This is a genomic window from Lentilactobacillus rapi DSM 19907 = JCM 15042 (assembly GCF_001436255.1).
In the GTDB taxonomy this organism is placed as follows: domain Bacteria; phylum Bacillota; class Bacilli; order Lactobacillales; family Lactobacillaceae; genus Lentilactobacillus; species Lentilactobacillus rapi.
In genome coordinates, this window is sequence record NZ_AZEI01000076.1 from 507,941 (window position 1) to 533,506 (window position 25,566).

A 25,566-nucleotide genomic window follows, 5' to 3' on the forward strand; every position below is an offset into this window, starting at 1 on the left:
CTGATTCCCGCCATTTATGCAAAAAAGCAGTGCATCCAAACCAGATGCACTGCCTTTTTGCACTTAAATTATGAGATCAAATCGCCTTTCATCCCAGTCTCGCGAGTTTAATTCATTATCTCAATGGCCGAGCAACCTTTTCTTGTTCTTGGTCCAGTAACCATTGCTCATGAATCACGCACATATTCCAATATTGCAATTCATACTCACTACTGTATTGAAATGCCAGCCGCATTTTCTCGCGGCCCTCATCGTCCGTATTCTCTGCAAGATCGTCAGTTAAATCGAGCATTTGCTGATTAACCGAGCCAAATTCTTCCGATGCACAAAAATCAATAAAATCTTTGTAGACCGGCTTAGTATTAAATCCTTTTTCAGCAATTTTACGAAACATCTCTGTATAGGTCCAGTAACACGGAACCAAGCTGGCCTCTCCAGCATCAATGCCTTGCTGCTCAAATTGATAATACATGTTAGTAATATAAGCGTATGCCGTTGGCGCAACCGGCACCGAATCAATTTCTGCTTGTGTCAAGTTCAATTCATCATAGATTGGGCTGCGCTCGCTAATCTCGTTACAAATATCAACCAGGTGGGCTAACGAATCAGCATGGGCTCGATTCGTCATTTTAGCCGCAATTTTTTGATGAAGGTCATAAAAAGCGACACAATATTTGTTGTCCTGAATAAAGTAATAACGAAATGTTTCGGGAGCCAAGGTACCATCTGTCAAACCAGTGATAAATGGGCAATCAAAAATCTGTTGCCAAACTGAATTGTTTTCTTGTCGTAACTGCGTTGTGAATTTCATGCTTTTCCTCCGTTATTTGCTTAATTTACTGACATTGTTGAGTTGCATCTTATCAAATACCCGATCAAAATTGAGGGTAATCAACTTCACTAAAACACCGTCAAATACTAAACTTGAAACTGTCGAAATCATAAACAGTGCAATAATCATCCCAGTCCCATAATGACTATATCCAGAAGTCAGGAAACTGTAGCCAAAGCCTAGTAGGTTAGCACCAAAAGCGCCCAACAAGCAGCTTGTCCACGAAAACTTCTGATAGCCATGCGGGAAAAAGCCAAGTTCATTGCCGACACCTTGCAAAAAGCCGACGACAACAGTCATAATGCCCCATTGAGCGCCAAAGAACATTTCAACGACTGCCGCAAGCGTTTCACCAATAATTCCAGCGCCAACCGTTGGAACAAAATAAAGACATAAGGGTGCAGAGATGTACCACAAACCAGAATACAAGCCATCGACAAATGGGCTTAACCCAGTTGGGGTCAGCGCAATTTTGGTCACATTGTATAACGTGTCAACACCGTAAAAATAAATTGCCCCACAGACAATCCCAATTAAAGTGACTGTAATAATCTGTCTAACATCCCAGTGTGGTGATCGAATGTTCATCAAATATCCGCCTCGTTTCACTATTCTAAATTCTAACGTACCAACTAAAACAGATTCTTCAGCTTACTTTATCTTTCCATTAAAAAAAGGACCTCCTCTACAAAAAGAGCGGTCCTTAGCCATGCAAAAATCGTCACAAATTGACTAATTGGTCTTCCTACGTCAGTACTAACTGATTCAGGTTCCATGGGTATTTCTCAGCCGGACTTAGCCAGCACCCCAGACCACAGATTAAATTATTTGATCAACGTCATTAAACACCCAACTAATACCGACTGTCAATCACTTTTTTGAAATTCGTCCGTTTGGAAGCCTCAATAAGCATCACAATTTGACAATTTAGCCCGTTTAACGTTATAGTTTTTAAAGTTATCTAAGCTCAAATCCGATCACTGATTCTAATTACCCTTTCGAATTTTTCTGTTAGGAGCATTCATCTTGAAAAAAGTTATTAAGCTCGCTTTAACCATTTTAGCCGGCGTCGCATTTGCCGCTATCAGTATCCAAGCGTCACCTATTTCAGCCCAAGCCGCAGATACTTACTACAAAGTTGGGAAGATCCACAACTACACCCCTTCAAGTTGGCGTGGAAACTGGTATTCATATGTTGATGGCAAAATGTGTGTCACCCATATCAATCAATACTCAGTTACCCAATCTTATAAAGGAAAGTCTCACACCCTCTTTAAAAGCACTTGGAAAGGTTATAAAAAATTAGCAGTCGCCAAAATCCAAGGCAGCAGTCGTTACACGTTTAACGCCTACGCTCAGCATGGTTATCAAAGCGATAGAGGCTGGGGGATCACTCATCGAACCATTAATGATCAACGGCTCACCGTACTGAGGGACTACTCGGCAATGGGCTCTTACGTCGACCTTTTCAGAGCGCCAGTTTACAAGTCGTATTCAAAATAAACGAGAGGAATTGACATGTCGGAAAACAAAGTTGTTAATGCATTATCATATTTGTCGATCGTCTTCGCCCCGTTCATCTTTCCATTCATTGTCTGGTTGATCAGTAAGGATAACCAAGACATGCATGAAACGGCGAAGCACGCCTTTTTACTGCATTTAATTCCAGTTGTATTATCAACACTCACATTTATGCTGGTGGGCATTATGGCAATTACGGTGGGCGATCAAACCCGATCTATCGCGATCCTATTCATTGTCCTGGTGGGACTAGTCATCATTGTGGATATCGCAATGTTTATTTATAACTTGTATTTAGGGATTAAAATCTTAATAAAATAATTCAGGTTGAGGAAGATCTAAGGCGTAGGTGCTCGCAAGATGTATCCCTATGACCAAAACAGCCCCAGTCAAAAGCTGACTTTTATCAGGTTTTGACTGGAACTAATTTTAAATTGTTTAAAATTCAAATGTGATCAGGCCGAAACATGTCCCAAATCAATTCCCAACCATAAAAGCCGCCATCCAAGCATTCAAAATCAGAATGTCTGGATAACGGCTTTTATTTTGAGAACGAACCGCTTGATTCTCACCCTTTTGAGGTAGCATCAAACGCTTGGCACATTAATAATAAATAAAGACTGGTTCATTCGTCTGAGTATACTTCCAAACGGTTGGCATTCTTGACGGTGGGTTATTCAAACAGCCGTGAGAATGGTATTGCGCTCTGGCACTCGGATTACCGTATACCAACGCAGGCTGCCATGGAGAATCATGCATCCCCACTCCTGAATTCGTCAAAGGCTCCCAATAACTGACCTTTGAAGCATACTTCGAGCCATTATCATTCTTTCCCTTAAGGGTTGTATTTCGTTGCTTATACATGATGTAATAAGCGCCCTGCGGAGTTTTATTACCACCCGTAATTGTTCCAGACATAACGGGAACCGTCGTGATCAACTTGCCATTGTAATAAATGTATTCTTTCAAATTCTTCAAGTCAATCGCAACGTACGTTTTGCCTGCGCCTTTAACCCCATAACCGGTTCCAAGTGCATAGTGGCTTAACTTCATTGTTGCTTTCCGACCATCTTGAAGGTTCTTCATCACGTTCTTCGTCAATGCCTTTTGGTTAACCCGCCAGCCATAAGTCCCACCTGGCACCTTGACTTTAGTTCCCTGATGAGTGGTGATTTTAACTGATTTACCGAGGGTATCAACTTTATTCGCAAATTTAGCAACCCATGATTTAATCTTGGTCGAATCAAACTTGTAATCCCCATTTTCAGTTGGATAACCATTCGCTACCCAATTTTTAGCCTTGAAATGATAGGTCTTGTTATAAGTTGCAAGGGTCACCGTATTGCCCAAAATCTTTTGCAAATGCTTTTTCTGGTTGGCAACAGTAGAACTATTTGGCGTTGCATAGGCGTCCTTGGTCATCTTGACGGAAATTAACAAATTGTTCTTGGCTTGTTTCTTAAAGGCCGCGATCATTTTCTTCTTGTCAAGACTATTCCCTTTCTTACCGGCTTTGACAACCATCTTACCATCCTTTAAAAGGACCTTAGAATCGGTCGTTTTCACCCGGGTCCGATTAATCTGATCAATTCGTTGCTCAAATTTAGGCAGGAGTACCTTTAATCGGTAAGCCCGTTGTTTAGCAGACACATCTGATTTGACACTCATATTTTTTACAGCAACCATACTCTTTGAATTACGATTCTTAAATAATTGCTTAACATCACTTGAATTAACCTTGATTCTAGAATCTTTAACAACGAGATAATTACCATCTTCATCAATATGAGAATTATTCAGCTTTTTTGTTGCCTGGGCAACCGTTAACCCAGACACACTGATGTCATTTATTTTGGCAAATTTAAAGTGATTTTGAAAATAAATATGGGACCCAATAAAGCCACCCAGAATCACGAGCAGGATTCCAATTAGAATTCGCTTCAGGCGTGGACTTTTTTTATCTTTCTTGTACTTTTCTTTTCGTGATATCACCGCTGCCTACCCCCTAAGCAAGTTAATTTCAATTTTATTTTACGAACTTCCGCGAGAACATGCTACCAATTACCCTTCAGCCCTGAATATTTAACCAAATCTTCAGGTTTAAGTCGCAGTTGCGAAACATTACCTATTAATGTTACCATCTTCTCATTTTAATTTCAGTTTTCTTTGCAAATTCGTTATAATAATTTTCATAATCAGTCATTCTTAAGGAGAAAATAATGAATTTATTTGTAGAAAGTTCCAAACCAATCAGAGCCGCCGCAACTTACATTCGGATGTCAGTCTTCGTTTTAGAACGGGGAATTGCCTTGACTGATGAATTTGATGATAAAGATTCCGAAGAAATGATCTACGCCGTTTTATTTAAAGGTAACCAGCCAGTCGCAACGTGCCGTTTCGAAAGTCCTGAACCTGACACTTTAAAAATTGGCCGCGTGGCAACTCTAAAAGAGTATCGGGGCCAGGGTTATGGCCGCCAAGTCATTACCGCAATGGAAACCAAAGCCAAGGAAGTTGGGATGGTCCATTCAATCATCCATAGCGAACTCACAGCCCAAGGGTTCTACGAAAAGATGGGCTACCATGTAGCTTCGGATACTTTTATGGAGGATGGAGTCCCTTGTGTGGTGGTGAAGAAGGAACTGTGAGTAATAACGCTCATCACAACTGCTGATCCAGTTGAGCAAAACAATCTAAAATTAGTCGATAAACTATTTATAAATGCAACTTAGTTTTCCATTCTGATCTGACATTGATAAAACTTGCGACAAACGGCTGACCGCCGCCATTTAAGAAAAAAAGTAATGCATCCAACCAGAATGCATTACTTTTTTCACTTAATCCCCTTGATCAACTTCTCAATCTCTTTGGATTCTAAACATCGTCCAGCTGAATAGTCGACAAATCAGCAGCCGTTAAGTTACTACCCATCGTGAATTGATACGCTACCTAACAGGAACTCGCACCTACTAGTTTTTAAACGAATGAATTGGAGCTGGAATCCGGCCGCCCCGATTGACAAATTGAGCTGGACTATTTGTATTAACCGGCATTACGGGAGCGTAACCAAAAATACCACCAAAGTCGATCTGTTCGCCGACCTTCTTGCCAGTCGCCGGAATCACCCGAACCGCGGTTGTCTTGTTGTTAATAACCCCAATAGCAGCTTCATCAGCAATCATGCCGCTAATGGTTTCCGCGGGTGTATCGCCCGGTACCGCAATCATATCCAGGCCAACTGAACAAACCGCCGTCATTGCTTCTAATTTCTCGAGGTTTAAGTTGCCGTGTTCAACAGCTTTAATCATGCCGCTGTCTTCAGATACTGGAATGAATGCGCCTGACAAGCCACCAACGTGTTCGCAGGCCATGACGCCACCCTTTTTAACCGCATCGTTTAACAAGGCTAAGGCAGCGGTTGTTCCCGGTGCCCCAACACTTTGCAAGCCAATTTCTTCCAGGATTTCAGCAACTGAATCGCCTTGACTTGGAGTCGGTGCTAGCGACAGGTCAACAATACCAAACGGCACGTTAAGTGCTTTAGCAGCTACATTCCCCACAAATTGACCCATTCTTGTGACTTTGAATGCGGTCTTTTTAATTGTCTCAGAAACGATATCAATTGACTCGCCCTTTACCTTTTCCAGTGCGCGCTTAACCACTCCTGGGCCACTAATTCCGACATTAATCACCTTATCAGCTTCACCAACGCCATGAAAGGCACCGGCCATGAAAGGATTGTCCTCAACAGCGTTCGCAAAGACGACCAAACTCATACAACTAACTGGATCAATTGCCGCCAGATCTTTAACCACTCTACCCATTTGTTTAACAGCGTCCATATTGATTCCTGCCCGGGTTGAACCCACATTAACCGAACCACAGACCCGTTTTGTTTCACTCAGTGCTTGAGGAATTGAGGCAATCAGCTTCTTGTCACCGGTTTGATAACCCTTTTGAACCAATGCAGAGAAACCGCCAATCAAATCGACGCCCAGAACTTCGGCAGCCTTTTCCATCGTCTTAGCGTATGCAACATAGTTATCATCATGGCAAGCGGCTGCGATCATTGAAATTGGCGTGACCGAAATTCGTTTGTTCACAATCGGAATCCCATACTCAGACTCAATTTGATCAGCGACTTTCACCAAATCTTTCGCACTGGTCGTTAATTTATCGTAAATCTTTTGGCGGGCCTTATCCCCATCGCTGTCGATACAGTCAAACAGTGAAATTCCCATTGTAATGGTTCGAATATCCAATTTTTCTTCAGAGATCATCTGAATCGTATCTAAAATTTGTTTGGTTTCCATTGTGACCTCCTAGAGCTTTTGAATAGCATCAAATAATTCTTGTCGTTGAATATGAATATCCAGGCCAGTTTCCTTGCCTAATGATTCAAGGCCCTCTTTAACCGTCTCAAAATTAACGGCCGAGTCATCCCATTCTCCCATTAACATCATGGTGAAGTCGCCATGCATTAATGTTTGCGAAATATCAGTAATATTTACCTTTAATTCTGCTAATTTTTGAGAAACTTTTGCAACAATTCCAACCTGATCATGCCCAATTACTGTAACGACTGCTTTCATCGATATCTTTCCTTTCGTTTAAGCGACAATGAAGTGACTAAAGTATATGTAACCTGGAATCAGCGATTATCTGTTGTCAACGCTTCCGTTAGGCAACCATCTCTTCTCACCATTCTACCCGATATCCCTCAGGCCATCAATTTGTTTTTAAATTGGTCCTAATAAATCTTCACAAATATGATTTATACTGATAAAAAATGATATACTTTCATTAATTTAGTAAAAAGGTGGTACCATAATGGCAACTGAGAAAGAGAAATTTTTGGCAGGCGAGCCATATCTCGTCATGGATCCCGAACTTGCCGCAGATGAAACCAAGGCTCGGCGGCTTTGTAAAATGATGAATGAACTTGATGACACAGCCAGTGCTGAAAAAGAACAATTGATTCGGAAATTATTTGGTTCAGTTGGCAAGAGTCCTTGGATTCAACCCAATTTCAGGTGTGACTTTGGTTATAATATTCATGTCGGCGACAACTTTATTTGCAACTATGATAACGTCATTTTGGATATTGCCCCCGTCACAATTGGCAATCACTGTATGATGGCCCCTCACGTTCAAATTTATTCAGCTTATCATCCCCTTGATCCAGTTGAGCGTGCTCAATTTGTTGGTTTGGGTAAGCCGGTCACAATTGGCGATGATGTTTGGATCGGTGGCAACTCTGTCATTCTTCCCGGCGTTACCCTCGGCAATAACGTCATCGTTGGCGCAAACTCCACTGTTACCAAATCATTTGGTGACAATGTTATTATTGCTGGCAACCCTGCCCGCGTTTTACGGCAGAACCCCGTTAAAGAATAATTTTTAAAATTAGTGTTGACAATCAGAATATCAGGGTGTAAGTTATTACCAATCATTAAATTCAAATTAAAAAGCAATGAAGAGAAAATTCATTTAACAATTGCGATCAGAGAGTTGCTGGTTGGTGTGAAGCAATTCGCAATCTTAAATGATTATCATCTCTGAGCTGTGCGACCAAATGATTGAGTAGGTCACATTGGGTACACCCATTATTGTGTCAGCGTATCGCGAAAGCTGTACGTATGAGGTAATTCTAGCGATAGGATTACGAATTAAGGTGGTACCGCGCATAAGCGTCCTTTTAATTATCCGTTAATGGATAATTGAGGACGCTTTTTCTTTTGGATTTAATGCGATATATTTTACAAAAGGTGGTGAGGACAGATGAAATCGGAGATTAGCACCTCTAACGAAAATCCAGGCCAGATTAGTAACTTAGAGCGCCAAGTTTATTCACATCGGTTTAGCGACATATCAACATCCCACATAGCATTACTTAACATAGCAACATACACATATTTCACGTCACTTGTTTGTCCCCACTCAGTAAGTAAGGGAGCGAGGACAGACTTAATATAAATTTTATGGAGGTCACGCTTATGACAGAACAAGCAACTATGACATTATCAGCAAAAGAAACTAAATTAGCAAAAGATTTATTCCACGCTTATCAAACCCATCAACCATTAAAAGAATCTGACTATGATGGCGTTGTCACTGATGAGGATTCAGCATACCGAGTGCAAAAGAAGTTAACGGCGTTAAAAAACGAAACGGTCGGTGGTTATAAAGTTTCGTTAACTAGTAAACAAACGCAGGATATGTTTGATTCTGATTCACCACTATATGGCGCCCAAGTTAAGAGTCATTTTGTTCAATCCCCTGTCACACTACATAGGGCTGAATTGATGGAACCACTGGCTGAAGTTGAAATGTTATTCACGGCTAAAGAGGATCTTAGCAGTAAAGATTCTTTAGAAGATTTACTACACAAAACGAAAGTCGCCGCAGCCGTTGAGGTTCCCGATTCACGCTTCAGTGACTGGTTCCCAAGCCTATCCAAATATATGGTCATGTCTGATGCGGCCGTCGGTGGCTTCGTTGTTTATGGTCAAGAAATGGATGCTGATTTATTATTTGATAACGTCGACGATTTAGCCAATGTTAAATGTGAGTTATTCCATGATGGTAAGAAGTTAAAGGACGGCGCGTCATCAGAAGTCCTTGGCAATCCATTAAATTCACTCCATTGGCTGGTTGAAAAGCTTGAATCACAAGGCATGCCACTTACTGCCGGCCAACGCGTATCTAGTGGTACCTTCCTCCTACCCGAGAATCTTACTAAAGGCACTTGGAAAGCAACCTTTGACAAGGGACTTGGAGCCGTGTTCTTGAACGTTACTGGCGACTAGTTCCAAAATTGATGATATTCATTATTACTACTACAACTTAAAATTGATTGATAATTGATAAAAATGAAATGATTGACCACCTGCGGGACGAGAACTGCGGGTGGCTTTTTTGTGGCTTCTGAAACTGAATTGGGAAGTCTTACACACCATCATAAGCCGCCTAAAAAGATCTCCGACAATCTCACTTTTAATTCTAGGCAACATAGATTAGGACCGCTCCGCAAAGCAGAAACTTCCGTATAAGCACCCCAAGCCAAAATTCTCAAAACCAAGAATTTCCGCTTGGGGAGACTTATGTTCTATTTTTAGGCAACATAGATTAGGACCGCTCCTCCAAGCAGAAATCTGCACTAGTTTAAACCCTAAACTGAATATTTCTCCACTATATAGAGTAATAGTGCTCCGCAAAGCAAAAACTTCCGTATAAGCACCCCAAGCCAAAATTCTCAAAACCAAGAATTTCCGCTTGGGGAGACTTATACTCCAGTTTCTAGGCGCTTTGCTACACACACTCACCTCTTGACAATGCAAACAAATGTTCGTATTATTTAGTTATTCCTACAAATATCCGAAGGTGAGTCACATGCAGACACCTCTTGATAACTCAAATATTCTTCCTATTCACGACATTATGTGCATCGATTGTAAGTCTTTCTTTGCGTCCACCGAGGCAATTAAGCGCGGCGTTCATCCCCTTGCCGCCAAGATTGCCGTCATGAGCCGTGAGGAGTCCTCCGGCGGCCTGATTCTCGCCGCTAGTCCCTACTCCAAGCAAAACTACGGCGTTAAATTAGGTTCACGGAGATTTGAAATTAACGATCACATGGATATCGAAATGGTTGAACCTCATATGGCAGATTACGTTGCCCTCAATTACCGAATTAACTTAATCTATCGGCATTTTACTGATGACAAGGATTGGTACCCCTACTCTATTGATGAAAGCTTCATTGATGTCAGTCATAGTCACAAATTATTTGGTAACAACATTCAAATTGCTCAAAAAATTCAGGAACGTGTCTTTCGAGAGACCGGAATTATTACAACAGTGGGGATTGGCCAAAATCCGCTCCTTGCTAAATTGGCTCTCGATAACGCCGCGAAGAAAAAAGAACCTTGGCTGGCAACTTGGAACTACGATGATGTCCCTAACACCGTTTGGAAAATTCCTAACTTGGCAGACATGTGGGGAATTGGCAGCCACACAGCCGCCAAATTAAATTACATGGGCATTTATACCGTCAAAGAGCTGGCCCATGCAGACGTTAAAGAGCTCAAAAAGAAGTTTGGCATCATGGGCGAACAGTTATACTACCATGCTTGGGGAATTGATTATTCAGAGATTGAGAAAAAATACCTCCCTCGCTCTGATAACAAAGGTTACGGTAACTCACAGATTTTGATGCGGGATTATACTGAATTATCGGAGCTCCTAACCGTTCTCAGTGAAACGGCCGATCAAGTTGCTACCCGCCTGCGCAAGAATAACGTCGTCGCAGAAGTTGTGGGCATTTATATTGGCATGGCCACTACCGATAAACAGGGTCGCACGCACTTTTCAGCTCAGATGCACGTTGAGGCCACCAACTCCACTGACAGTATTGCATTTGCGGTTCGTTACTTACTGAAATCAAAGTGGGATGGCAGCGCCGTTCGCTCAGTTGGGGTCAGATGCAATCGAATTTCCAAGAAGCGGCAAACGCAATTTAATATTTTTGAAGATCCTACCCAAACGTTAGATCATGAAAAGCTGGAGTATACAATTGATGCAATCCGAAAAAAATATGGCTACAAAGCACTAATCCGAGCATCGTCTAAAACAAAGGGTGGTACCGCCATCGACCGCGCTGGCTTAGTTGGCGGCCATCAAGCTTAAGATTGAAGGTAATTAAAGATGTTGGCAGAATCAAGAAAATTAATCGAAGCTTATCATCACTATTTTAAAAGGCTCCCGCGAAATCTTTATTGGTTGGTCATTGTGAATAATCATTTCAATGATAAATATTATTTCTTCCTATATAATCGCAAAATCGGCACGGAATTGCTGCATTCTCATGAACTACTGGCATTGGTCCATGATGAGGCTAAATACAAACAAGTTTTAGCCGATCTAAAGGCAGAAAGCAATCTCAGAATCGAGTATCGGGATACGTCACACCTCGTGGAACCAACCGCAGAAATTACGACGGATAAGGTACATGGGCATAATTACTAATCCTCATAAGCGCTTTGGCGATATAATTATGATATATTTATTAATAATGCTTGAGCATTTGAAAGGAGCCGCGTTTATGACGTGTTTCAAGAATCAATTCCTACTACTAATTGCCGCCTTTTCATTTGGGGCCATCCTCACTTCGCAGGCCACAACGACTGTAGATGCAAAGGCGCAGTCCGCAAAAGTGATCAGTGAAAAGAAAATGCCCGTTAAGGCTTATCACGCACGCAAAGGTTACATTTACAGCAATGCAACGTTAACCAAAATCAAACATAACGCCAAAAACTATCCCCGAACAACCTTCTACGCTCAAAAAAGAGTCACTGTTAAGCAGGCTAACGGGAAAAAAGCCGTTTACTACTACGTTAACAATCGCTCCAAAAGTGTCCGGGGATACATTTGGCATGGTTATCTTAAGTCCATTTCAATAACATCGGCGACGAAAGAAAAACCGATGTCCCAAAAATCCCTTGTTAAGCTCATCAATGAAGCCCCGGATATGAATCCGGATAGTCAAATTCGGAGTCTCAAAAAAATTAACTATACTGACCACGAAAGCGTCTTTGATCTTGGCTATAACGTCATGCATTTCTCTCCGCGGTCCATGTTTAAGGATAATCAAGCTACCGTTTATGTGGCTTCTGACAAGCTAACCGGTTATGCGCAAAATGCCATGAATAAATGGAACGACGCATTGAAAACCACTGTGTTCAAAATGGGGACCAAGGCTAACCATACCCTGACAATTCAGTTTGGTAATGGCACTAAAGAAGATTGGGATGGGCTTTATAACGGCAAGGCAATTTATGTGGATAAATCACATTTTGCTGATCCGAAATACCCAATCGGTTATATGGATGAAAAATTAGCCTCCCAGATTTCAATTGACCAATATTGGACAGGCGTTATCGCCCACGAGTTGGGACACACGCTGGGGCTGGACCACACGGGTTATCAAGAAGACTTGATGTATGCGCAAGATAGCGGCGGCAATGTCATTGCCAAATATACGTGGAAAAAGCCGGTCGTTAAATCTTCAACTGGCTTGGATGGAACAGAGATTGCAAAGATATCGGAACGTGATTTAAATCGCGCCAAATTAACAAAAATCCTTGGGTATTGGTAAAAATAACGTGGATCCAGATGTGCCTCACCAAAACGATCATGATATATAAAGATCCGGAGACTGGGACAATCGGCGTTTTGATCCCAGAATTTAACGAAAAGAACCAATTATTCCTGATTTTGGAATAGTTGGTTCTTTTCGTTAAATGGCCGGGATCAGCCGTTTGGCGCAGCTTTTATCCAAGTGGCTAGGACGATCCAAGTGAATGATCATCGATTGAAAATTAATATATGTCCCAGTCTCCAGTCTTTGTATCTTTGTATATTCGTATTTAATTGTTTGATTCTAAATTCTAAAATAAATTCAGCTTCGCAATCCGCTGACAAGCCTCCGTGAACCTGGGCTCATCGATCAACAAGCCCACTCTGACATAGCCTTCGCCGCCTTCACCAAAGCCATTGCCGGGTGCAACGGCAACGGCTGCTTTATCAAGGAGCAGGGCCGCAAACGATTCACTCGTGTATCCCTTTGGCACTGGCATCCACGCATAAAAAGAGCCACCGGAATGATATGGTTCCCAACCGATTGACCGAGCTGCCTTGAAGAACTGATTGCGGCGCTTTTCGTAAAGGGCAACCAAATCCCGAACCGTGTGCTGATCACTATTCAAGGCTGTAATCGCAGCTTTTTGGATTGCAGGAAAGACACTGACAAATAAATGATCCTGAATTAAATTGATTGCTTCAATCATGTCAGCATTCCCTGCCGCAAACCCAATGCGCCAGCCGGCCATGTTAAATGGCTTAGAGAAGGTATAAGTTTCAATGCCGACATCTTTAGCACCCGGCGTCTGCAAGAAACTAACCGGTTTCTTCCCATCAAAGCCAATTGGCCCATAGGCAAAGTCGTGAACAACCCCAATTTTATTTTTTTTAGCAAAATTAACTGTTCGTTGGAAGAACTCAGGCGTGGCAACTGCCCCAGTAGGATTATTCGGGTAGTTGAGATACATTAACTTTGCCTTATCAACAACATTTTGATCCAGCTCAGTGTAGTCAGGCAAGAAGTTATTAGCTTCCTTTAACCTCATTAACTCCAAGTTTACCTGAGCCAAAGAAACCCCCGACATATAATCCGGATAGCCAGGATCTGGCAGTAGCATCGTGTCACCAGGATTCAAAATCGCAAACGGCAGCTCGACCAACCCAATTTTGGAGCCGCCCAAAATGGCAATTTCCTTCTCTGGGTCAAGTGAAACCCCATACTCCCGCTGATAAAAGTCGGCGGCAGCTTTTTTTAATGCTGGGTCGCCACGAAACTGAGAATACTTGTGATTAGCAGGCTTGGCAGTCTCCTCTTGCATCGATTTAACGATAAAATCCGGAGTTGGTTGATCGGGATTTCCCTGTCCCAAATTAATCACATCAGCACCAGTCGCAATTTTTGCATTGACATTTTTAACCAATGTGGCAAAAAATTGTTTCGGCAAATTTTGCAATACCTTTGATTCTTCAAACTTCACAGTGATTCCTCCAATTTTTTCAAATTACCCACGGGTATAATGAACAGCTAACCAGTCGCCAATCCACTGAATAATCTGAACAATAATAACTAAGATAACAATAACACTAATCAAGACGCCGGTATCATAACGATTGTATCCAAATTGGATTGCCAAGTTACCGATTCCCCCAGCACCAATCGTCCCGACCATTGCGGAATACCCAATCAAACTAATAATTGTCAGCACAATTCCTCGAATCAATGACGGCAACGCTTCGGGGAATAAAACTTCCTGAAAGATCAACCAGAAATTGGCCCCAGTCGATCGGGCTGCTTCAATAATCCCTTGATCGATCTCAGCAAACGCACTTTCGGCAATTCTGGCGAAGAACGGAACAGCAGCAACCGTGAGCGATACCGCCCCACCCATTGGAGTATAAGGATCTCCTGCCAACAGTTTAGCGAACGGAATCAAGACAACCATTAAAATCAAAAATGGCAGCGAGCGGATCGCATTAATAATGAACCCAACGACCGCATTCACGACCGGCCGTGGTGAGAACAAGCGATTGGAATAATAATACAGGATGAGGCCAATTAAGGTGCCCAACACGATCCCAATCACGCCAGAAATCAGCACCATCTCAAAGGTTTCCCACAGAGATTGGCCTAAATTTTCTTGTAAAATTTGAATGGTTTCCTTCATCGTGACACCTCCTCGACCATATCAACTTTCTCGGTAAATAACTGAACTGCTTTTGAAATGGCATTTTGACCGCCGGTAATAAAGACCGCCAGCACACCAATGGCATTAGAGTGAATATACTCAATTCGACCTTGAAGAATACTAATCGACACCCCAGTACGACCAGAGATTTCAGTAATCACAGGATCAAGCGAATCGTCACCCTGATATTTCAAAGTTAAAATCACGCCAGGCTGATCTCTCAGTCGATACTTCACTTCGTCGGGCAATTGTTCATCCAAGAAACGGTTAACCAATCGTTTAGCCATATTCGATTTTGGATCGGCGAACAGCTTGTACGCGGTTGTCTGTTCAACAATCTCACCATTTTCCATGACGGCCACCCGATCAAATAAGTTCTTGGCAACTTCTAATTGGTGAGTGATGAAAACAATGGTAATGTGCAGCCGCTCATTAATATCTTTTAGGATCGTAATGATTTCTTCGGCCGTTTCCAAATCCAAGGCACTCGTTGCTTCGTCACAAAGCAGAATATCAGGATCATTAGCTAACGCCCTGGCAATTCCAACCCGCTGCTTTTGTCCACCAGACAATTGCCCTGGATAATTGTCTTTACGATCCTGAAGGCCAACCATCGATAATAATTCAATAATTTTCTCTGGTTGCTTCTTCTCGGGATAACCACCGGCACTTAGCGCGAAGGCAATATTTTGACCGATCGTCCGGTTATTAATCAAGTTAAAGTTCTGAAAAATGAACCCAATTTTCTTTCTGGATGCGGCCAACGTTTTCTTGTTGGCTTTGGTGATATCAACACCATTGACCATAACGGTTCCTTGAGTTGGCTTCTGAAGCCCGTTGATCGTTCGAACCAAGGTCGACTTTCCTGCACCAGACAGACCGACGATTCCGTATATTTCTCCGTCTTCAATCTTGAGGGAAACGTCTTTAACGGCATCAATCGTTCGATTTTTCTGTTCAAATTTGACCGATACATTTGTGATTTCAATCTGACTCATGCAATCCCTCCACTAGTTCCAGGTACTTGGTTTTTGGAAATCTTTAAATTTAGAATTGGCGATCGCCTTTTTGAACTTACTGCTGCTAAGAACTGATTTGACAGCTTTAGCAAACTTGGAATTTTTCTTGCTGGTTTGAACCACAAAGACTTCTTGGTACTCAGGCTTTAAGTTTTCCAAAACAAGGGCGCTGCTTGGCTTCAACTTCGCGTTCCATGAGAAGTTACCAGGAATCAAAGCGGCGGTCACATTGCTTTGTGATTGTGGCAATTGAGCGGCGTCTAACGTCTTGAACTTAAGGTGCTTAGGATTTGAGGCAACGTCACTTAAACTGGCAGTGGCAACATTAATGCCCTTTTTAAGGGTAATCAGATGGTTGGCAGCCAACAGTTGGAGTGACCGGGCCAAGTTTGATGGATCGTTGGCGATTGAAACGGTTGAACCCGCCTTTAAATCATTAATTGACTTCACTTTCTTCGAATAAATTCCCATGCCCAAAGTTGGTGTCTTGCCGATCGCAGAAAGCTTCAAATGATTAGCCTTTGAGAATGTCTTTAAATAAACTGTGTGTTGGAACAAGTTGGCATCAATTTCACCGGAATTCAATGCCTTGTTTGGTTGAACATAATCATTAAATTCCTTGGTCTTAACTTGGAATCCTTTATCCTTTAATAACGGTCCAATGACATCGGTTGCCATCTCACCATAAGGTCCTGGGGCAACCCCGATCGTCACGGTTTTAACTTTATTGCTGGCTGAACCACCGGATGCAAATTTACTGATTCCAAAAATCCCAACAAATAACACGACCACAACACCTAAACCAATCAACCACTTTGTATTTCTTCTCATAATAAATGCTCCTCCTCATGTGTTTTCCAACAATTAACCATAAAAAAAGTCCTTCATCAAATTAATTTGACAAAGGACGACATAGCCGCGGTACCACCTCGTTAAGCATGACATTCACGCTCACTCATAACTTGCTGTAACGGGCAATCCCGAAGCCGGTTTACAATAATTGCTTACCCACTTAGTTAAAATTCTTAAAAGACCATATTCCCCAAAGGTTCCGATTCATCTCTCAGCATTCGATGATTCTCTGTACTCGGTTGTTTCAGGTACTCATCTCTTAAGTTAATGGTTTACATTATGAAGAAACGATTGGTAAATGTCAATAATTTTTTAATCTAATTTTCATTTTCAGATCGTGATAGTTGCTTAAATCACTGATATGATAGCAATCACGGCACATTTGTCATTCTCCGGGAGTATACAGAATCGCTAAAATCTGGTATTATATTCACATTATTGTATTAAATGTAATGTTTTGTTACATAAGGGTGATTGGGTCAAGCAGAAATCTGCTCGTCAGTTAAGCGTTCGCCATTTTTAAATTTGACTATCCAAATGGGAAACTAACGTAGTGGTTCTTATCAGCTTGGCTCCACTCACCTACATAAACAAGGAGGATTCTTCATGAAGCAAAAGATTTTCAAGTCTTTGGGTTGGGTTGCACTCCTGGTTGGCCTGCTTTTCTGTCTGGTCCAATCAACGGTGACTGCTCAAGCAAAGACTTATCAAATTGGAACAGATGTCACTTACCCACCATTCGAATTTGCGAACAAGCAAAATAAATACGTGGGAATCGATATCGATATTATGAATGCTGTTGCCAAAGAAGAAGGCTTCAAAGTAAATATTAAGCCGGTTGGATTTAATGCGGCCGTCCAGTCAGTTCAATCAGGTCAGCTTGATGGTGTGATCGCCGGAATGACGATTACCCCTGAAAGAAAAGCCAAGTTTGACTTTGGAACGCCCTACTATAAAACCGGGGTGGTAATGGCAGTCGGTAAAAACAGCGACATTAAAAGTTTTAAGCAGCTCAAGGGTAAACGAGTTGCACTAAAGACCGGAACTGCTGCCGCAGACTATGCCAATAGCATTAAAAAGAAGTACGGCTTTAAAACCGTTACCTTCGATGATTCTAATAATATGTACGAAGACGTCACCACTGGGAATTCAGTTGCCTGTTTCGAAGATCAACCGGTAATGCAATATGGCATCAAGCAGGGACTCAAACTAAAGATTGTTTCCTCACCGGCTAATACTGGGTGGTATGGTTTTGCAGTTAAGAAAGGCCAGAATACTGAGCTTCGCAAAAAGTTCAATCAAGGTCTCAAAAAAATTCAGGCTAATGGAACCTACGACAAAATCGTTGGTAAGTACTTAGGTAATAAGACCAATCCAAAGGTGAAAGGCAAAACCTTCACGATTGGAACAGATGTCACCTTCCCACCATTTGAATTTGCAAACAAGCATAATAAATATGTTGGTATTGATATGGATCTCATTCGAGCAATTGCCAATGAGCAGGGATTCAAAGTGAAGATTAAACCAGTGGGCTTTAACGCAGCTGTTCAAGCAGTTGAATCTGGCCAACTTGATGGTGTCATTTCTGGAATGTCAATTACCAATGAGCGAAAAGCCAAATTTGATTTTTCACAGCCCTACTTTATGTCAGGCGTTGTCATGGCCGTTGGTAAAAATAGTAAGATCACCAAGCTCTCCCAACTGAAAGGTAAGCGGGTTGCGATCAAGACAGGAACCAGCGCCGCCGATTACGCAAATAGTATTAAGAAAAAATATGGCTTCCATACAGTCACTTTTGATGATTCCAATAATATGTACCAAGATGTGACAACGGGTAATTCGGTTGCCTGCTTCGAAGATCATCCAGTTATGAAGTACGCGATCAAGCAGGGAACCAAATTAAAGATTGTGACCAAGCCCGCTGAAAGTGCGCCCTATGGCTTCGCAGTTAAAAAAGGCCATAATCAAGCCTTACTAGCAGCCTTTAACACTGGTCTTAAGGATTTAAAAGCAAGTGGCACGTACGATAAAATCAAAGCCAAATACTTGGGAACTGATGATAATGGTTCGGTTGCCAAAACAGCTGCCGATGACGCTGGCTCTCGTTCATTCTTTGGGCTGATCAAGCAAAATCAAGGGGCTCTGCTTTCTGGTTTGTCAGAAACGATGTGGTTAACTGTCGTTTCAATCTTTTTTGCCACTATTTTTGGCGTGATCGTTGGTTTATTGGGTGTGGTTCCAAGCAAGTTTAGTAATGGCGTCTCATCCACATTGATTTATATTTTCCGGGGAATGCCATTACTAGTACTCGCCCTGTTTATCTATACTGGAATTCCGAGTTTGACCGGCACAAAGATCCCTGCATTCATTGCCGGTGTTGTAACCTTGACCTTTAACGAAGGTGCTTATATTGCCGCGTTTGTTAAGGGAGGAATCGAAGCCGTTGATCCTGGGCAAATGGAAGCTGCAAGAAGTTTGGGCCTGCCGTTTGGGAAATCAATGCGGAGAGTCATTTTGCCCCAAGGAATCCGAATTATGATCCCATCTTTCATTAATCAATTTATTATTACGTTGAAGGATACTTCGATTCTTTCAATTATTGGGTTACTAGAATTGACTCAAACCGGTAAGATTATTATCGCAAGAAACTTGGAAGGATTCAAAGTTTGGACGATTGTTGCCGTTATGTATTTGATCATTATTACATTACTTACCTGGCTATCGAATTGGGTACAAAGGAGAACTAAGGTATGAGTGAAAAATTAAGAGTTACGAATTTAGTCAAAACCTTTGGGACAAATAACGTCCTAAAAGGCATCAATTTAACCGTTAACGAAAATGAAGTGGTTGTGATCATTGGTCCTTCGGGTTCAGGTAAAAGTACCCTTCTCCGGGCTTTAAACCGCCTGGAAGAACCAACATCCGGCTCAATTGTCATTGATAACGTTGACATTGCCAGCAAGGGTGTTGATATCGACACGGTTCGTGAAAATATCGGTATGGTTTTCCAACATTTTAATTTGTTTAGCAACCTTTCCGTCGGTGAAAACATTATGTTGGCCCCAGTTGAATTGAAAAAGGAAACTAAGGAACAGGCTTCGGCTCAAGCAAAGAAATTGTTGAAGACAGTTGGCCTGGAAGAAAAATTTGATGCAACCGTTCAATCGCTTTCAGGAGGCCAACAGCAACGAGTTGCAATTGCCAGGGCATTAGCTATGAACCCGGATATTATGCTATTTGATGAGCCAACTTCCGCCCTTGATCCAGAAATGGTTGGCGATGTTCTTGCTGTTATGAAGGATCTGGCCAAAAAAGGAATGACGATGATCGTGGTTACCCATGAAATGGGATTTGCCAAGGAAGTGGCAGACAGAGTGGTTTTCGTTGATGATGGCCAAATTTTAGAGCAAGGTACCCCTGATCAAATGTTTGAGCATCCAAAAAACGAACGATTACAGGATTTCTTGAACAAGATTTTAAATGTTTAACGTTTAAATCATTAAAAGCTTGGATTGGCATTATTGTCGTCCAAGCTTTTTTCTTTTGAACTGAATTGAAACTGAGTACGTATGTTAAAATGAATACAAAGATAGCATTTCAAATTTTAAAGGAAGTGATTGAAATGAAGTTTCTAATTACTTGCGCGGCAGCTCTAACTTTCGGTTGTGGTGCTGCTGGAGTCAGCCATTACTGTTACCATAACTCTCATGCGCAGCAACCGACCCGAGTTGAACGTGGGTGTGGCAGTGGAATGATGAGATGATAACAGTGCTTTCAGGGATTGTAATAGACCAGTTTGAGAAGCCATTTGAGCGTTAGAAATTGGCTTTTACTATTCGCCACTTAATACAGCTACTGTCCTATTCAACGATTAATTCTTATAATGTAAGCACTAAATAACTGGACGTCTACTTCGTAGGCGCCTTTTTGAGTACCATAGAATTATCAATTAATATGAGGTGATTCTTTATGGAAAAGACCATTGTACCGGTACCCACTGAAAAACTACAAAGTACAAACATTGATGATCCCAATAGAAATCAACTGGCTTGTCAATTAACCGTCAACAAGCAAAACTTGAATATCTTTAATAATGCCCAGCCAGAAATATTGAAGATAATTCTAAAGGAGCTGATGGCGGGTGCCTAAATTACTCAATTTTACCGAATTAGATAAAGTCTATTTGGTTTGCGGCAAAACAGATTTACGTAAAGGAATTGATGGGTTAGCAACAATCATCCAAGATCAATTCGACTTAAATCCATTTTCACCCGCATTATTTCTATTCTGTGGAACACGGAAAGACAGATTTAAAGCTATCTATTGGGAAGGTGATGGTTTTGTATTACTTTACAAACGTTATGAATCAGGACATTTACAATGGCCGAGAACCGCAGTGGAAGTCCGTCAATTAACAAATCAGTAGCTAAGATGGTTACTAACTGGGCTGACGATTGAACCATCGGTTCATCGAGTTAGACCAGGCAATATCTATTGAAAGTCTCGCTCCGTTAACCTTTCTAAAAGGTATAGTCAAGGCCCAAACTTCATGATATGATCATTGAAAACCAACTGAGGTGGTGAGATCAATGGATATCATTGAGGAGCTTAAAAAAATTAATGCCAGTCAACAAGCTCAAATTGAAGAGCTTATTCGGCAGAACCAAATTTTGACTGAGCAGGTAAAATATCTTCGCAACAAATTATATGGTCACTCAAGTGAAAAAACGATTGACGATGGCCAAACCTCTTTATTTGACGACGCCAGTAATGGTGTTTTCGAAGAACCAGAGTCAACTGGAGAACAAATCAAAATTGTCACAGTTCGTAAAAAGAAAAGGCAAAGTCAAAAAGCGAAAATCACGAAAGACCTCCCGATAAAAGAAGAGCTGATTAAGTTAGCTGAACATAATTGCCACAATTGTGGCAATGCTTATCAGATATTTAAACGGTTGATTGGAGACAAATTTCATCTCCAACCAGCTCAAGCATACATAGTTCGTCGGTACCAGGAAGTTGGCAAATGCCAACATTGTTCAGAGGACGTCAATTACGATGGCGACCAATTTGTTTCAGCAACTGTTCCACAAGCATTCATAGCCCATAGTTTGGCTTCAGAAAATTTAGTCGCAACAATTATTGCCAATAAATATGAATTAGCCCTACCACTTTATCGTCAGCGACGAAGGTTAAAAGGATTGGGATTATCAGTATCCGAAGCCACCTTAAGTAATTGGGTAATTTATGGATCAGAGCGGGTTGCGTTAGTCGATCAGTTACTTTTCAAGACGCTTAAACGACAACAGTATATACATGGTGATGAAACGCCGATTCAGGTTTTACGAGAACCGGGGAAATCGCCAACCTCTAAATCATTTCTATGGGAAATGCGATCCGCCGCTAACGCGGCTACTTCGATCGTCCATTTTCATTATGATCCTTCTCGAAGTGAAAAAGTGGCTCGGGCAATTTACGAAGACTTCAGTGGGACTCTCGTCTGTGATGGCTATGCAGGTTACAATCACATTCCGCCAAAGATTCGGCGGGCCGGCTGTTGGGCGCATGGACGACGAAAATTTGTGGATGGCGCCAACGGAATCGAGAGTCAAAAGAGTCTTGGCCGTAAATTTGTCAAAAAATTCGATCAACTATTTGCGATCGAACGAAAAGCTCAGGGCTTTTCACCACAACAGTTGTTAGAGATTCGACAACGAGAGTCCAAGCCAATTGTCGATAGTATATGGCAGCTAATGAGTGAAACTAACCCCATTAACAAGTCTAAGTTGGGACGCGCTTATACTTACATGGTGAACCAGCGTGAACAACTAGAGGTCTTTTTGAACGATCCTGGGGTGGCCATTAGTAATAATATTGCCGAACGAAGTATCAAGACTTCGGTCATTGGTCGTAAAAATTGGCTTTTTAGTACCGGTCAGCGCGGAGCCAAAGCTAACGCTCTCTTCTTAGGCCTATTCGAAACGGCTATCGCCAATCATTTAGATTTCAAAAAATACTTAATCTATCTGTTCACCTACTTACCTCAGTTAGGAGAATTCCCAACTGACGAGGAGCTAGAGGCTTATTTACCATGGGCTAAAAAGGTACAGCAAAGCTGTGCTGCTTAACGGCAAAAAACTTAAAGGGCATTCGATTGTGTTATTTGAAGAATAACATGCTTGAATGCCCTTTTGAATACGTCCAGTTATTTAGTGGTTCTTTCCAATGTTATGTGACGAGACTTCTTTGCTCAATCAGTAAAATTTTCTTTCGCAGTAGGTCAAAACTACAACGGCCGTACATTTTTCGCTTTAATGTTTTGACTTTATTTACGCTCCCTTCCGCTAACCCATTGCTAAAGTGGGTTTTAAAAGCCATGCGGACTGCTGATTCGTCCTTTTCAATACCTTTGAGGTAAGATTGTAACGCAAAAGATGACTCAAAATTTCGCTTGGCAGTATTTAACCATTCGGAGAGTTTTGAATCATCTTTATTTTTTAAGATCGTTCGGAAGTCCCAAACCAAATCATATATTTTACGGTACATTGGATACTCAGTAAATAGTCCATCCAATAACTTCCTCGTAATAACCGGAACTTCTTGTAATGGAAAGAAGAGTAACTTGATAATCCAACGACGCTCAATAATCTCAATTGACTTGCCAATATACTTGCTATCAAGTTGCTTCTGGAGCCGTCTTTGACGTGCCATAAAGCCTCTGATGGCATCAACTGTGCCGGTATATCCATCTTTGGTAATTTGTTGATGAATTAAAGCGTAGCTTTTACCTTGTTTCCGCAATTCTAATACTTCCTGTCGATAAGGACGTAATTTACCTGGAATATCAGCACCATAAGTTGCTTTATTCGCAGTTGTATGGGGATCAAGATATCGTTTAATCCTCGCCTGCGTATAGTTGGTGATCCCTTCGATATCGGCCAATGATTTTCCTCGTGCGCGTAATTGCCGCACATAGTCGATTTGCTTTTGCTTCTGTTTGGTATTGTCATCATGAATTTTCTCACGCGCAAGCATTTTGTCAGCGGGAATCTCTGAATCCAGCATGGTAACGTACTTTTTGATCAATTTAATACTAAAACCGGTCTTCATACGGATTTCTGTTTGCGTCATTCGTTGATGATAATATAAATCGCGAACATACAGAATCTTATCTCTACGAGTTGCGTACAATAAGAAATCTTCGAATTTCTGATATTCTTTATCTGATATGAGGACTGGAACTTTCGCGGGAATTTGGCGATAAATGATTCCTTGGGCCAAATCAATCAATCGTGCAATCAGATGATAGCGATCTGAGACTTGTTCCACAGTGGGGAAAGCTGCCGTAATCGCTGTGGAGTATGTTAGAGATCCATCACGAGAAAACAAGTTGATATTTTTGAACGTTCCAAGCCATCGACTCACATCGGTACTATCTCTAGATTCAATAATATCAATGATCTTGCCGGTGTCTATATCCACAAGAATTGACGCGTACCGGTAACGTTTCTTGAGCGCAAAATCATCAACACAAACATGATAATGGCTGTAATAATCAATTACTGGAATTTTTTTTTTGATAATTACAGAGGCTACTCTTTTTTACTTTGATGCCGATTTGGTGAAAATCATAAACAGCCGTCAAAGAACTCTTATCAAGCGATAGATCAACAATTGTGTCAACTAATCGCTTGGTCTTCTGAGCCTTCGGCTCCGAAAATTTAAAATATTCGCCAAATGTTTTAACTGAACACTGTGGGTTAGTGCATTGAAATCGTTTCACGTTAATATGAAGATATACGGTTTTCCCCTGGATTGGCAAGTCTTGGATTGTGTGAATATAATGCCCATGGATTTTCTGTGAGTATTGATGGCATTTAGGACACGGTGACTCAGAATTTTTAGAATGAATCCAAAACTCAATGGTTTGGTGATTGATTTGTAAATTATCTACTTTCAGGTTGGCATCTAATTGACCGATTAGTTCTTCCATTGTGATCAACTCCATTTTAACCGAGGCGTCGTCCTTTTTCCTTAAAGTAATTATACTATGAAGTTGAAAATTCCACACAATATTGGAAAGAACCTATTTAGTGCTTACCTTATAATAATAATTATTTCAAAATATTAGTAATCAAAAAAATAGAGAAACGTTGATAATTCAACGTTTCTCTTACTTTGTTAGTGGCTATCTAATACCGGAGGTGGGGTTCGAACCCACACGTCCTTTAACGGACACTGGATTTTGAGTCCAGCGCGTCTGCCAGTTCCGCCACTCCGGCATAACAATATAATACTCTATGATTGGCCAATAATAAATGGATAAAGGCGGTAATCGGATTCGAACCGACGATGAAGGTTTTGCAGACCTCTGCCTTACCACTTGGCTATACCGCCATAACTTTGGCTAACCCAACTGGGTTAGCTGGATTCGAACCAGCGCATGACAGAGTCAAAGTCTGTTGCCTTACCACTTGGCTATAACCCAATCAAAGGGCGGTATGTGGGAATCGAACCCACGCGTGTCGGATCCACAAACCGATGTGTTAACCACTTCACCAATACCGCCATAATATTATTAACAGGGATAGTAGGAGTTGAACCCACACCGACGGTTTTGGAGACCGTAGTTCTACCATTAAACTATATCCCTATGATGGAGGGGAGTGGATTCGAACCACCGAACCCGAAGGAGCGGATTTACAGTCCGCCGCGTTTAGCCAGACTTCGCTACCCCTCCATGAATGGCGCGGGACAGAATCGAACTGCCGACACATGCAGCTTCAATGCATTGCTCTACCGACTGAGCTACCGAGCCATTTACCATCATGATAATAATACTTGTGTTGTGTATTCAATTTTCAAATACATAACAACGGTTCGTACGAGACTCGAACTCGTGATCTCCTGCGTGACAGGCAGGCGTCCTAAACCAACTAGACCAACGAACCAATGTTGCTATGAAAATGGAGGATACAGGGATCGAACCTGTGACCTCCTGCTTGTAAGGCAGATGCTCTCC

Annotated in this window: 24 protein-coding genes, 8 tRNA genes, 1 riboswitch and 1 other annotated feature; of the genes, 13 read left to right on the forward strand and 19 right to left on the reverse strand. The window is 41.6% G+C overall.

The features are described 5' to 3' along the window. Positions 1-115: 115 nt before the first annotated feature. Positions 116-811: a TenA family protein gene (locus tag FD12_RS10655; protein WP_056983088.1), complete on the reverse strand. Its 696-nt coding sequence runs from the start codon at positions 809-811 to the stop codon at positions 116-118. A 12-nt stretch (positions 812-823) separates the two neighbouring features. Continuing rightward, positions 824-1,420, reverse strand: a complete 597-nt coding sequence (locus FD12_RS10660) for an ECF transporter S component (RefSeq protein ID WP_054747692.1) — start codon at positions 1,418-1,420, stop codon at positions 824-826. Between the two features lie 137 nt (positions 1,421-1,557). Then, a riboswitch (TPP riboswitch) is annotated at positions 1,558-1,652 on the reverse strand. Positions 1,653-1,858: 206 nt separating this feature from the next. Here FD12_RS10660 and FD12_RS10665 point away from each other — a divergent pair. Next, a complete protein-coding gene (locus tag FD12_RS10665) occupies positions 1,859-2,335 on the forward strand; it encodes a hypothetical protein (protein ID WP_056983091.1) in 477 nt (158 codons plus the stop codon). A gap of 15 nt (positions 2,336-2,350) precedes the next feature. Then, positions 2,351-2,674, forward strand: coding sequence for a magnetosome magnetite crystal formation protein family (locus tag FD12_RS10670; protein WP_054747690.1), 324 nt, complete (start codon positions 2,351-2,353; stop codon positions 2,672-2,674). Positions 2,675-2,956: 282 nt separating this feature from the next. Here the strand turns inward: FD12_RS10670 and FD12_RS10675 are convergent, their stop codons facing one another. Further along, positions 2,957-4,345, reverse strand: a complete 1,389-nt coding sequence (locus tag FD12_RS10675; RefSeq protein ID WP_225427271.1) for a L,D-transpeptidase family protein — start codon at positions 4,343-4,345, stop codon at positions 2,957-2,959. A 227-nt stretch (positions 4,346-4,572) separates the two neighbouring features. Between FD12_RS10675 and FD12_RS10680 the strand changes: the two genes are divergently transcribed. Then, positions 4,573-5,001, forward strand: a complete 429-nt coding sequence (locus FD12_RS10680) for a GNAT family N-acetyltransferase (RefSeq protein WP_056983092.1) — start codon at positions 4,573-4,575, stop codon at positions 4,999-5,001. A 321-nt stretch (positions 5,002-5,322) separates the two neighbouring features. Here FD12_RS10680 and FD12_RS10685 read toward each other — a convergent pair whose 3' ends face one another. Beyond that, positions 5,323-6,666, reverse strand: a complete 1,344-nt coding sequence (locus FD12_RS10685; RefSeq protein ID WP_054747688.1) for a PFL family protein — start codon at positions 6,664-6,666, stop codon at positions 5,323-5,325. A gap of 9 nt (positions 6,667-6,675) precedes the next feature. Beyond that, positions 6,676-6,945: an ACT domain-containing protein gene (locus FD12_RS10690; protein WP_054747686.1), complete on the reverse strand. Its 270-nt coding sequence runs from the start codon at positions 6,943-6,945 to the stop codon at positions 6,676-6,678. A gap of 238 nt (positions 6,946-7,183) precedes the next feature. Between FD12_RS10690 and FD12_RS10695 the strand changes: the two genes are divergently transcribed. The 5 genes from FD12_RS10695 to FD12_RS10715 all read left to right on the forward strand — a co-directional run bounded on the left by FD12_RS10695 (position 7,184) and on the right by FD12_RS10715 (position 12,506). Beyond that, entirely contained in the window at positions 7,184-7,750 is a 567-nt protein-coding gene (locus tag FD12_RS10695; protein ID WP_054747684.1) for a sugar O-acetyltransferase, read from the forward strand. A 67-nt stretch (positions 7,751-7,817) separates the two neighbouring features. Then, positions 7,818-8,054 (forward strand) — a binding site (T-box leader). A gap of 280 nt (positions 8,055-8,334) precedes the next feature. After that, positions 8,335-9,162, forward strand: a complete 828-nt coding sequence (locus FD12_RS10700) for a 2-keto-4-pentenoate hydratase (protein WP_054747683.1) — start codon at positions 8,335-8,337, stop codon at positions 9,160-9,162. Between the two features lie 583 nt (positions 9,163-9,745). Then, the gene (locus tag FD12_RS10705; protein WP_056983094.1) at positions 9,746-11,038 is read left to right on the forward strand and encodes a Y-family DNA polymerase; all 1,293 of its coding nucleotides are present in this window, start codon (positions 9,746-9,748) and stop codon (positions 11,036-11,038) included. Between the two features lie 18 nt (positions 11,039-11,056). Then, complete coding sequence (locus tag FD12_RS10710) at positions 11,057-11,377, forward strand: hypothetical protein (RefSeq protein ID WP_056983096.1); 321 nt, start codon at positions 11,057-11,059, stop codon at positions 11,375-11,377. 76 nt (positions 11,378-11,453) lie between these two features. Then, entirely contained in the window at positions 11,454-12,506 is a 1,053-nt protein-coding gene (locus FD12_RS10715; RefSeq protein ID WP_054747724.1) for a matrixin family metalloprotease, read from the forward strand. A gap of 292 nt (positions 12,507-12,798) precedes the next feature. Here the strand turns inward: FD12_RS10715 and FD12_RS10720 are convergent, their stop codons facing one another. From FD12_RS10720 to FD12_RS10735, 4 genes are read right to left on the reverse strand one after another with little or no spacing between them, the layout of a single operon-like run. Then, positions 12,799-13,968 carry a pyridoxal phosphate-dependent aminotransferase gene (locus FD12_RS10720; protein ID WP_056983099.1) on the reverse strand — a complete coding sequence of 390 codons (1,170 nt, stop codon included), beginning with the start codon at positions 13,966-13,968 and terminating at the stop codon, positions 12,799-12,801. 24 nt (positions 13,969-13,992) lie between these two features. Beyond that, the gene (locus tag FD12_RS10725) at positions 13,993-14,655 is read right to left on the reverse strand and encodes a methionine ABC transporter permease (protein WP_054747681.1); all 663 of its coding nucleotides are present in this window, start codon (positions 14,653-14,655) and stop codon (positions 13,993-13,995) included. Further along, on the reverse strand, positions 14,652-15,674 hold the full coding sequence (locus FD12_RS10730; RefSeq protein WP_054747679.1) for a methionine ABC transporter ATP-binding protein: 1,023 nt from the start codon (positions 15,672-15,674) through the stop codon (positions 14,652-14,654). The genes FD12_RS10725 and FD12_RS10730 overlap by 4 nt, the downstream gene beginning before the upstream one ends. A 12-nt stretch (positions 15,675-15,686) precedes the next feature. Continuing rightward, on the reverse strand, positions 15,687-16,526 hold the full coding sequence (locus FD12_RS10735; RefSeq protein ID WP_054747677.1) for a MetQ/NlpA family ABC transporter substrate-binding protein: 840 nt from the start codon (positions 16,524-16,526) through the stop codon (positions 15,687-15,689). 627 nt (positions 16,527-17,153) lie between these two features. On the opposite strand from FD12_RS10735, the gene FD12_RS10740 reads away from it, so the two are divergent. The 5 genes from FD12_RS10740 (at position 17,154) to tnpC (ending at position 22,672) form a co-directional block, all read left to right on the forward strand. Next, the gene (locus FD12_RS10740; protein WP_056983102.1) at positions 17,154-19,301 is read left to right on the forward strand and encodes an amino acid ABC transporter substrate-binding protein/permease; all 2,148 of its coding nucleotides are present in this window, start codon (positions 17,154-17,156) and stop codon (positions 19,299-19,301) included. Beyond that, positions 19,298-20,035, forward strand: a complete 738-nt coding sequence (locus tag FD12_RS10745) for an amino acid ABC transporter ATP-binding protein (RefSeq protein WP_056983104.1) — start codon at positions 19,298-19,300, stop codon at positions 20,033-20,035. Before FD12_RS10740 ends, FD12_RS10745 begins: the two co-directional genes overlap by 4 nt. A 481-nt stretch (positions 20,036-20,516) precedes the next feature. Then, complete coding sequence (locus FD12_RS10750) at positions 20,517-20,696, forward strand: hypothetical protein (protein ID WP_054747675.1); 180 nt, start codon at positions 20,517-20,519, stop codon at positions 20,694-20,696. Then, the gene (gene tnpB / locus FD12_RS10755; RefSeq protein WP_054747673.1) at positions 20,689-20,973 is read left to right on the forward strand and encodes an IS66 family insertion sequence element accessory protein TnpB; all 285 of its coding nucleotides are present in this window, start codon (positions 20,689-20,691) and stop codon (positions 20,971-20,973) included. The genes FD12_RS10750 and tnpB overlap by 8 nt, the downstream gene beginning before the upstream one ends. A 163-nt stretch (positions 20,974-21,136) precedes the next feature. After that, the gene (gene tnpC / locus FD12_RS10760) at positions 21,137-22,672 is read left to right on the forward strand and encodes an IS66 family transposase (RefSeq protein ID WP_056983105.1); all 1,536 of its coding nucleotides are present in this window, start codon (positions 21,137-21,139) and stop codon (positions 22,670-22,672) included. A gap of 100 nt (positions 22,673-22,772) precedes the next feature. Here the strand turns inward: tnpC and FD12_RS10765 are convergent, their stop codons facing one another. The 10 genes from FD12_RS10765 to FD12_RS10810 form a co-directional block, all read right to left on the reverse strand. Next, entirely contained in the window at positions 22,773-24,128 is a 1,356-nt protein-coding gene (locus tag FD12_RS10765) for a transposase (protein WP_338034272.1), read from the reverse strand. Then, on the reverse strand, positions 24,100-24,537 hold the full coding sequence (locus FD12_RS10770; RefSeq protein WP_056983109.1) for a transposase family protein: 438 nt from the start codon (positions 24,535-24,537) through the stop codon (positions 24,100-24,102). The genes FD12_RS10765 and FD12_RS10770 overlap by 29 nt, the downstream gene beginning before the upstream one ends. Positions 24,538-24,740: 203 nt before the next feature. Beyond that, positions 24,741-24,826, reverse strand: a tRNA-Leu gene (locus FD12_RS10775). Between the two features lie 44 nt (positions 24,827-24,870). Then, positions 24,871-24,941 (reverse strand) — tRNA-Cys (locus tag FD12_RS10780). Positions 24,942-24,960: 19 nt separating this feature from the next. Then, positions 24,961-25,032: transfer RNA gene (locus FD12_RS10785), tRNA-Gln, on the reverse strand. A gap of 7 nt (positions 25,033-25,039) precedes the next feature. Beyond that, positions 25,040-25,112, reverse strand: a tRNA-His gene (locus tag FD12_RS10790). A 14-nt stretch (positions 25,113-25,126) separates the two neighbouring features. Beyond that, positions 25,127-25,197 (reverse strand) — tRNA-Trp (locus FD12_RS10795). Between the two features lie 4 nt (positions 25,198-25,201). Then, positions 25,202-25,284, reverse strand: a tRNA-Tyr gene (locus FD12_RS10800). Between the two features lie 5 nt (positions 25,285-25,289). After that, positions 25,290-25,362: transfer RNA gene (locus FD12_RS10805), tRNA-Phe, on the reverse strand. 58 nt (positions 25,363-25,420) lie between these two features. Beyond that, positions 25,421-25,495 (reverse strand) — tRNA-Asp (locus FD12_RS10810). Positions 25,496-25,566: the final 71 nt, after the last annotated feature.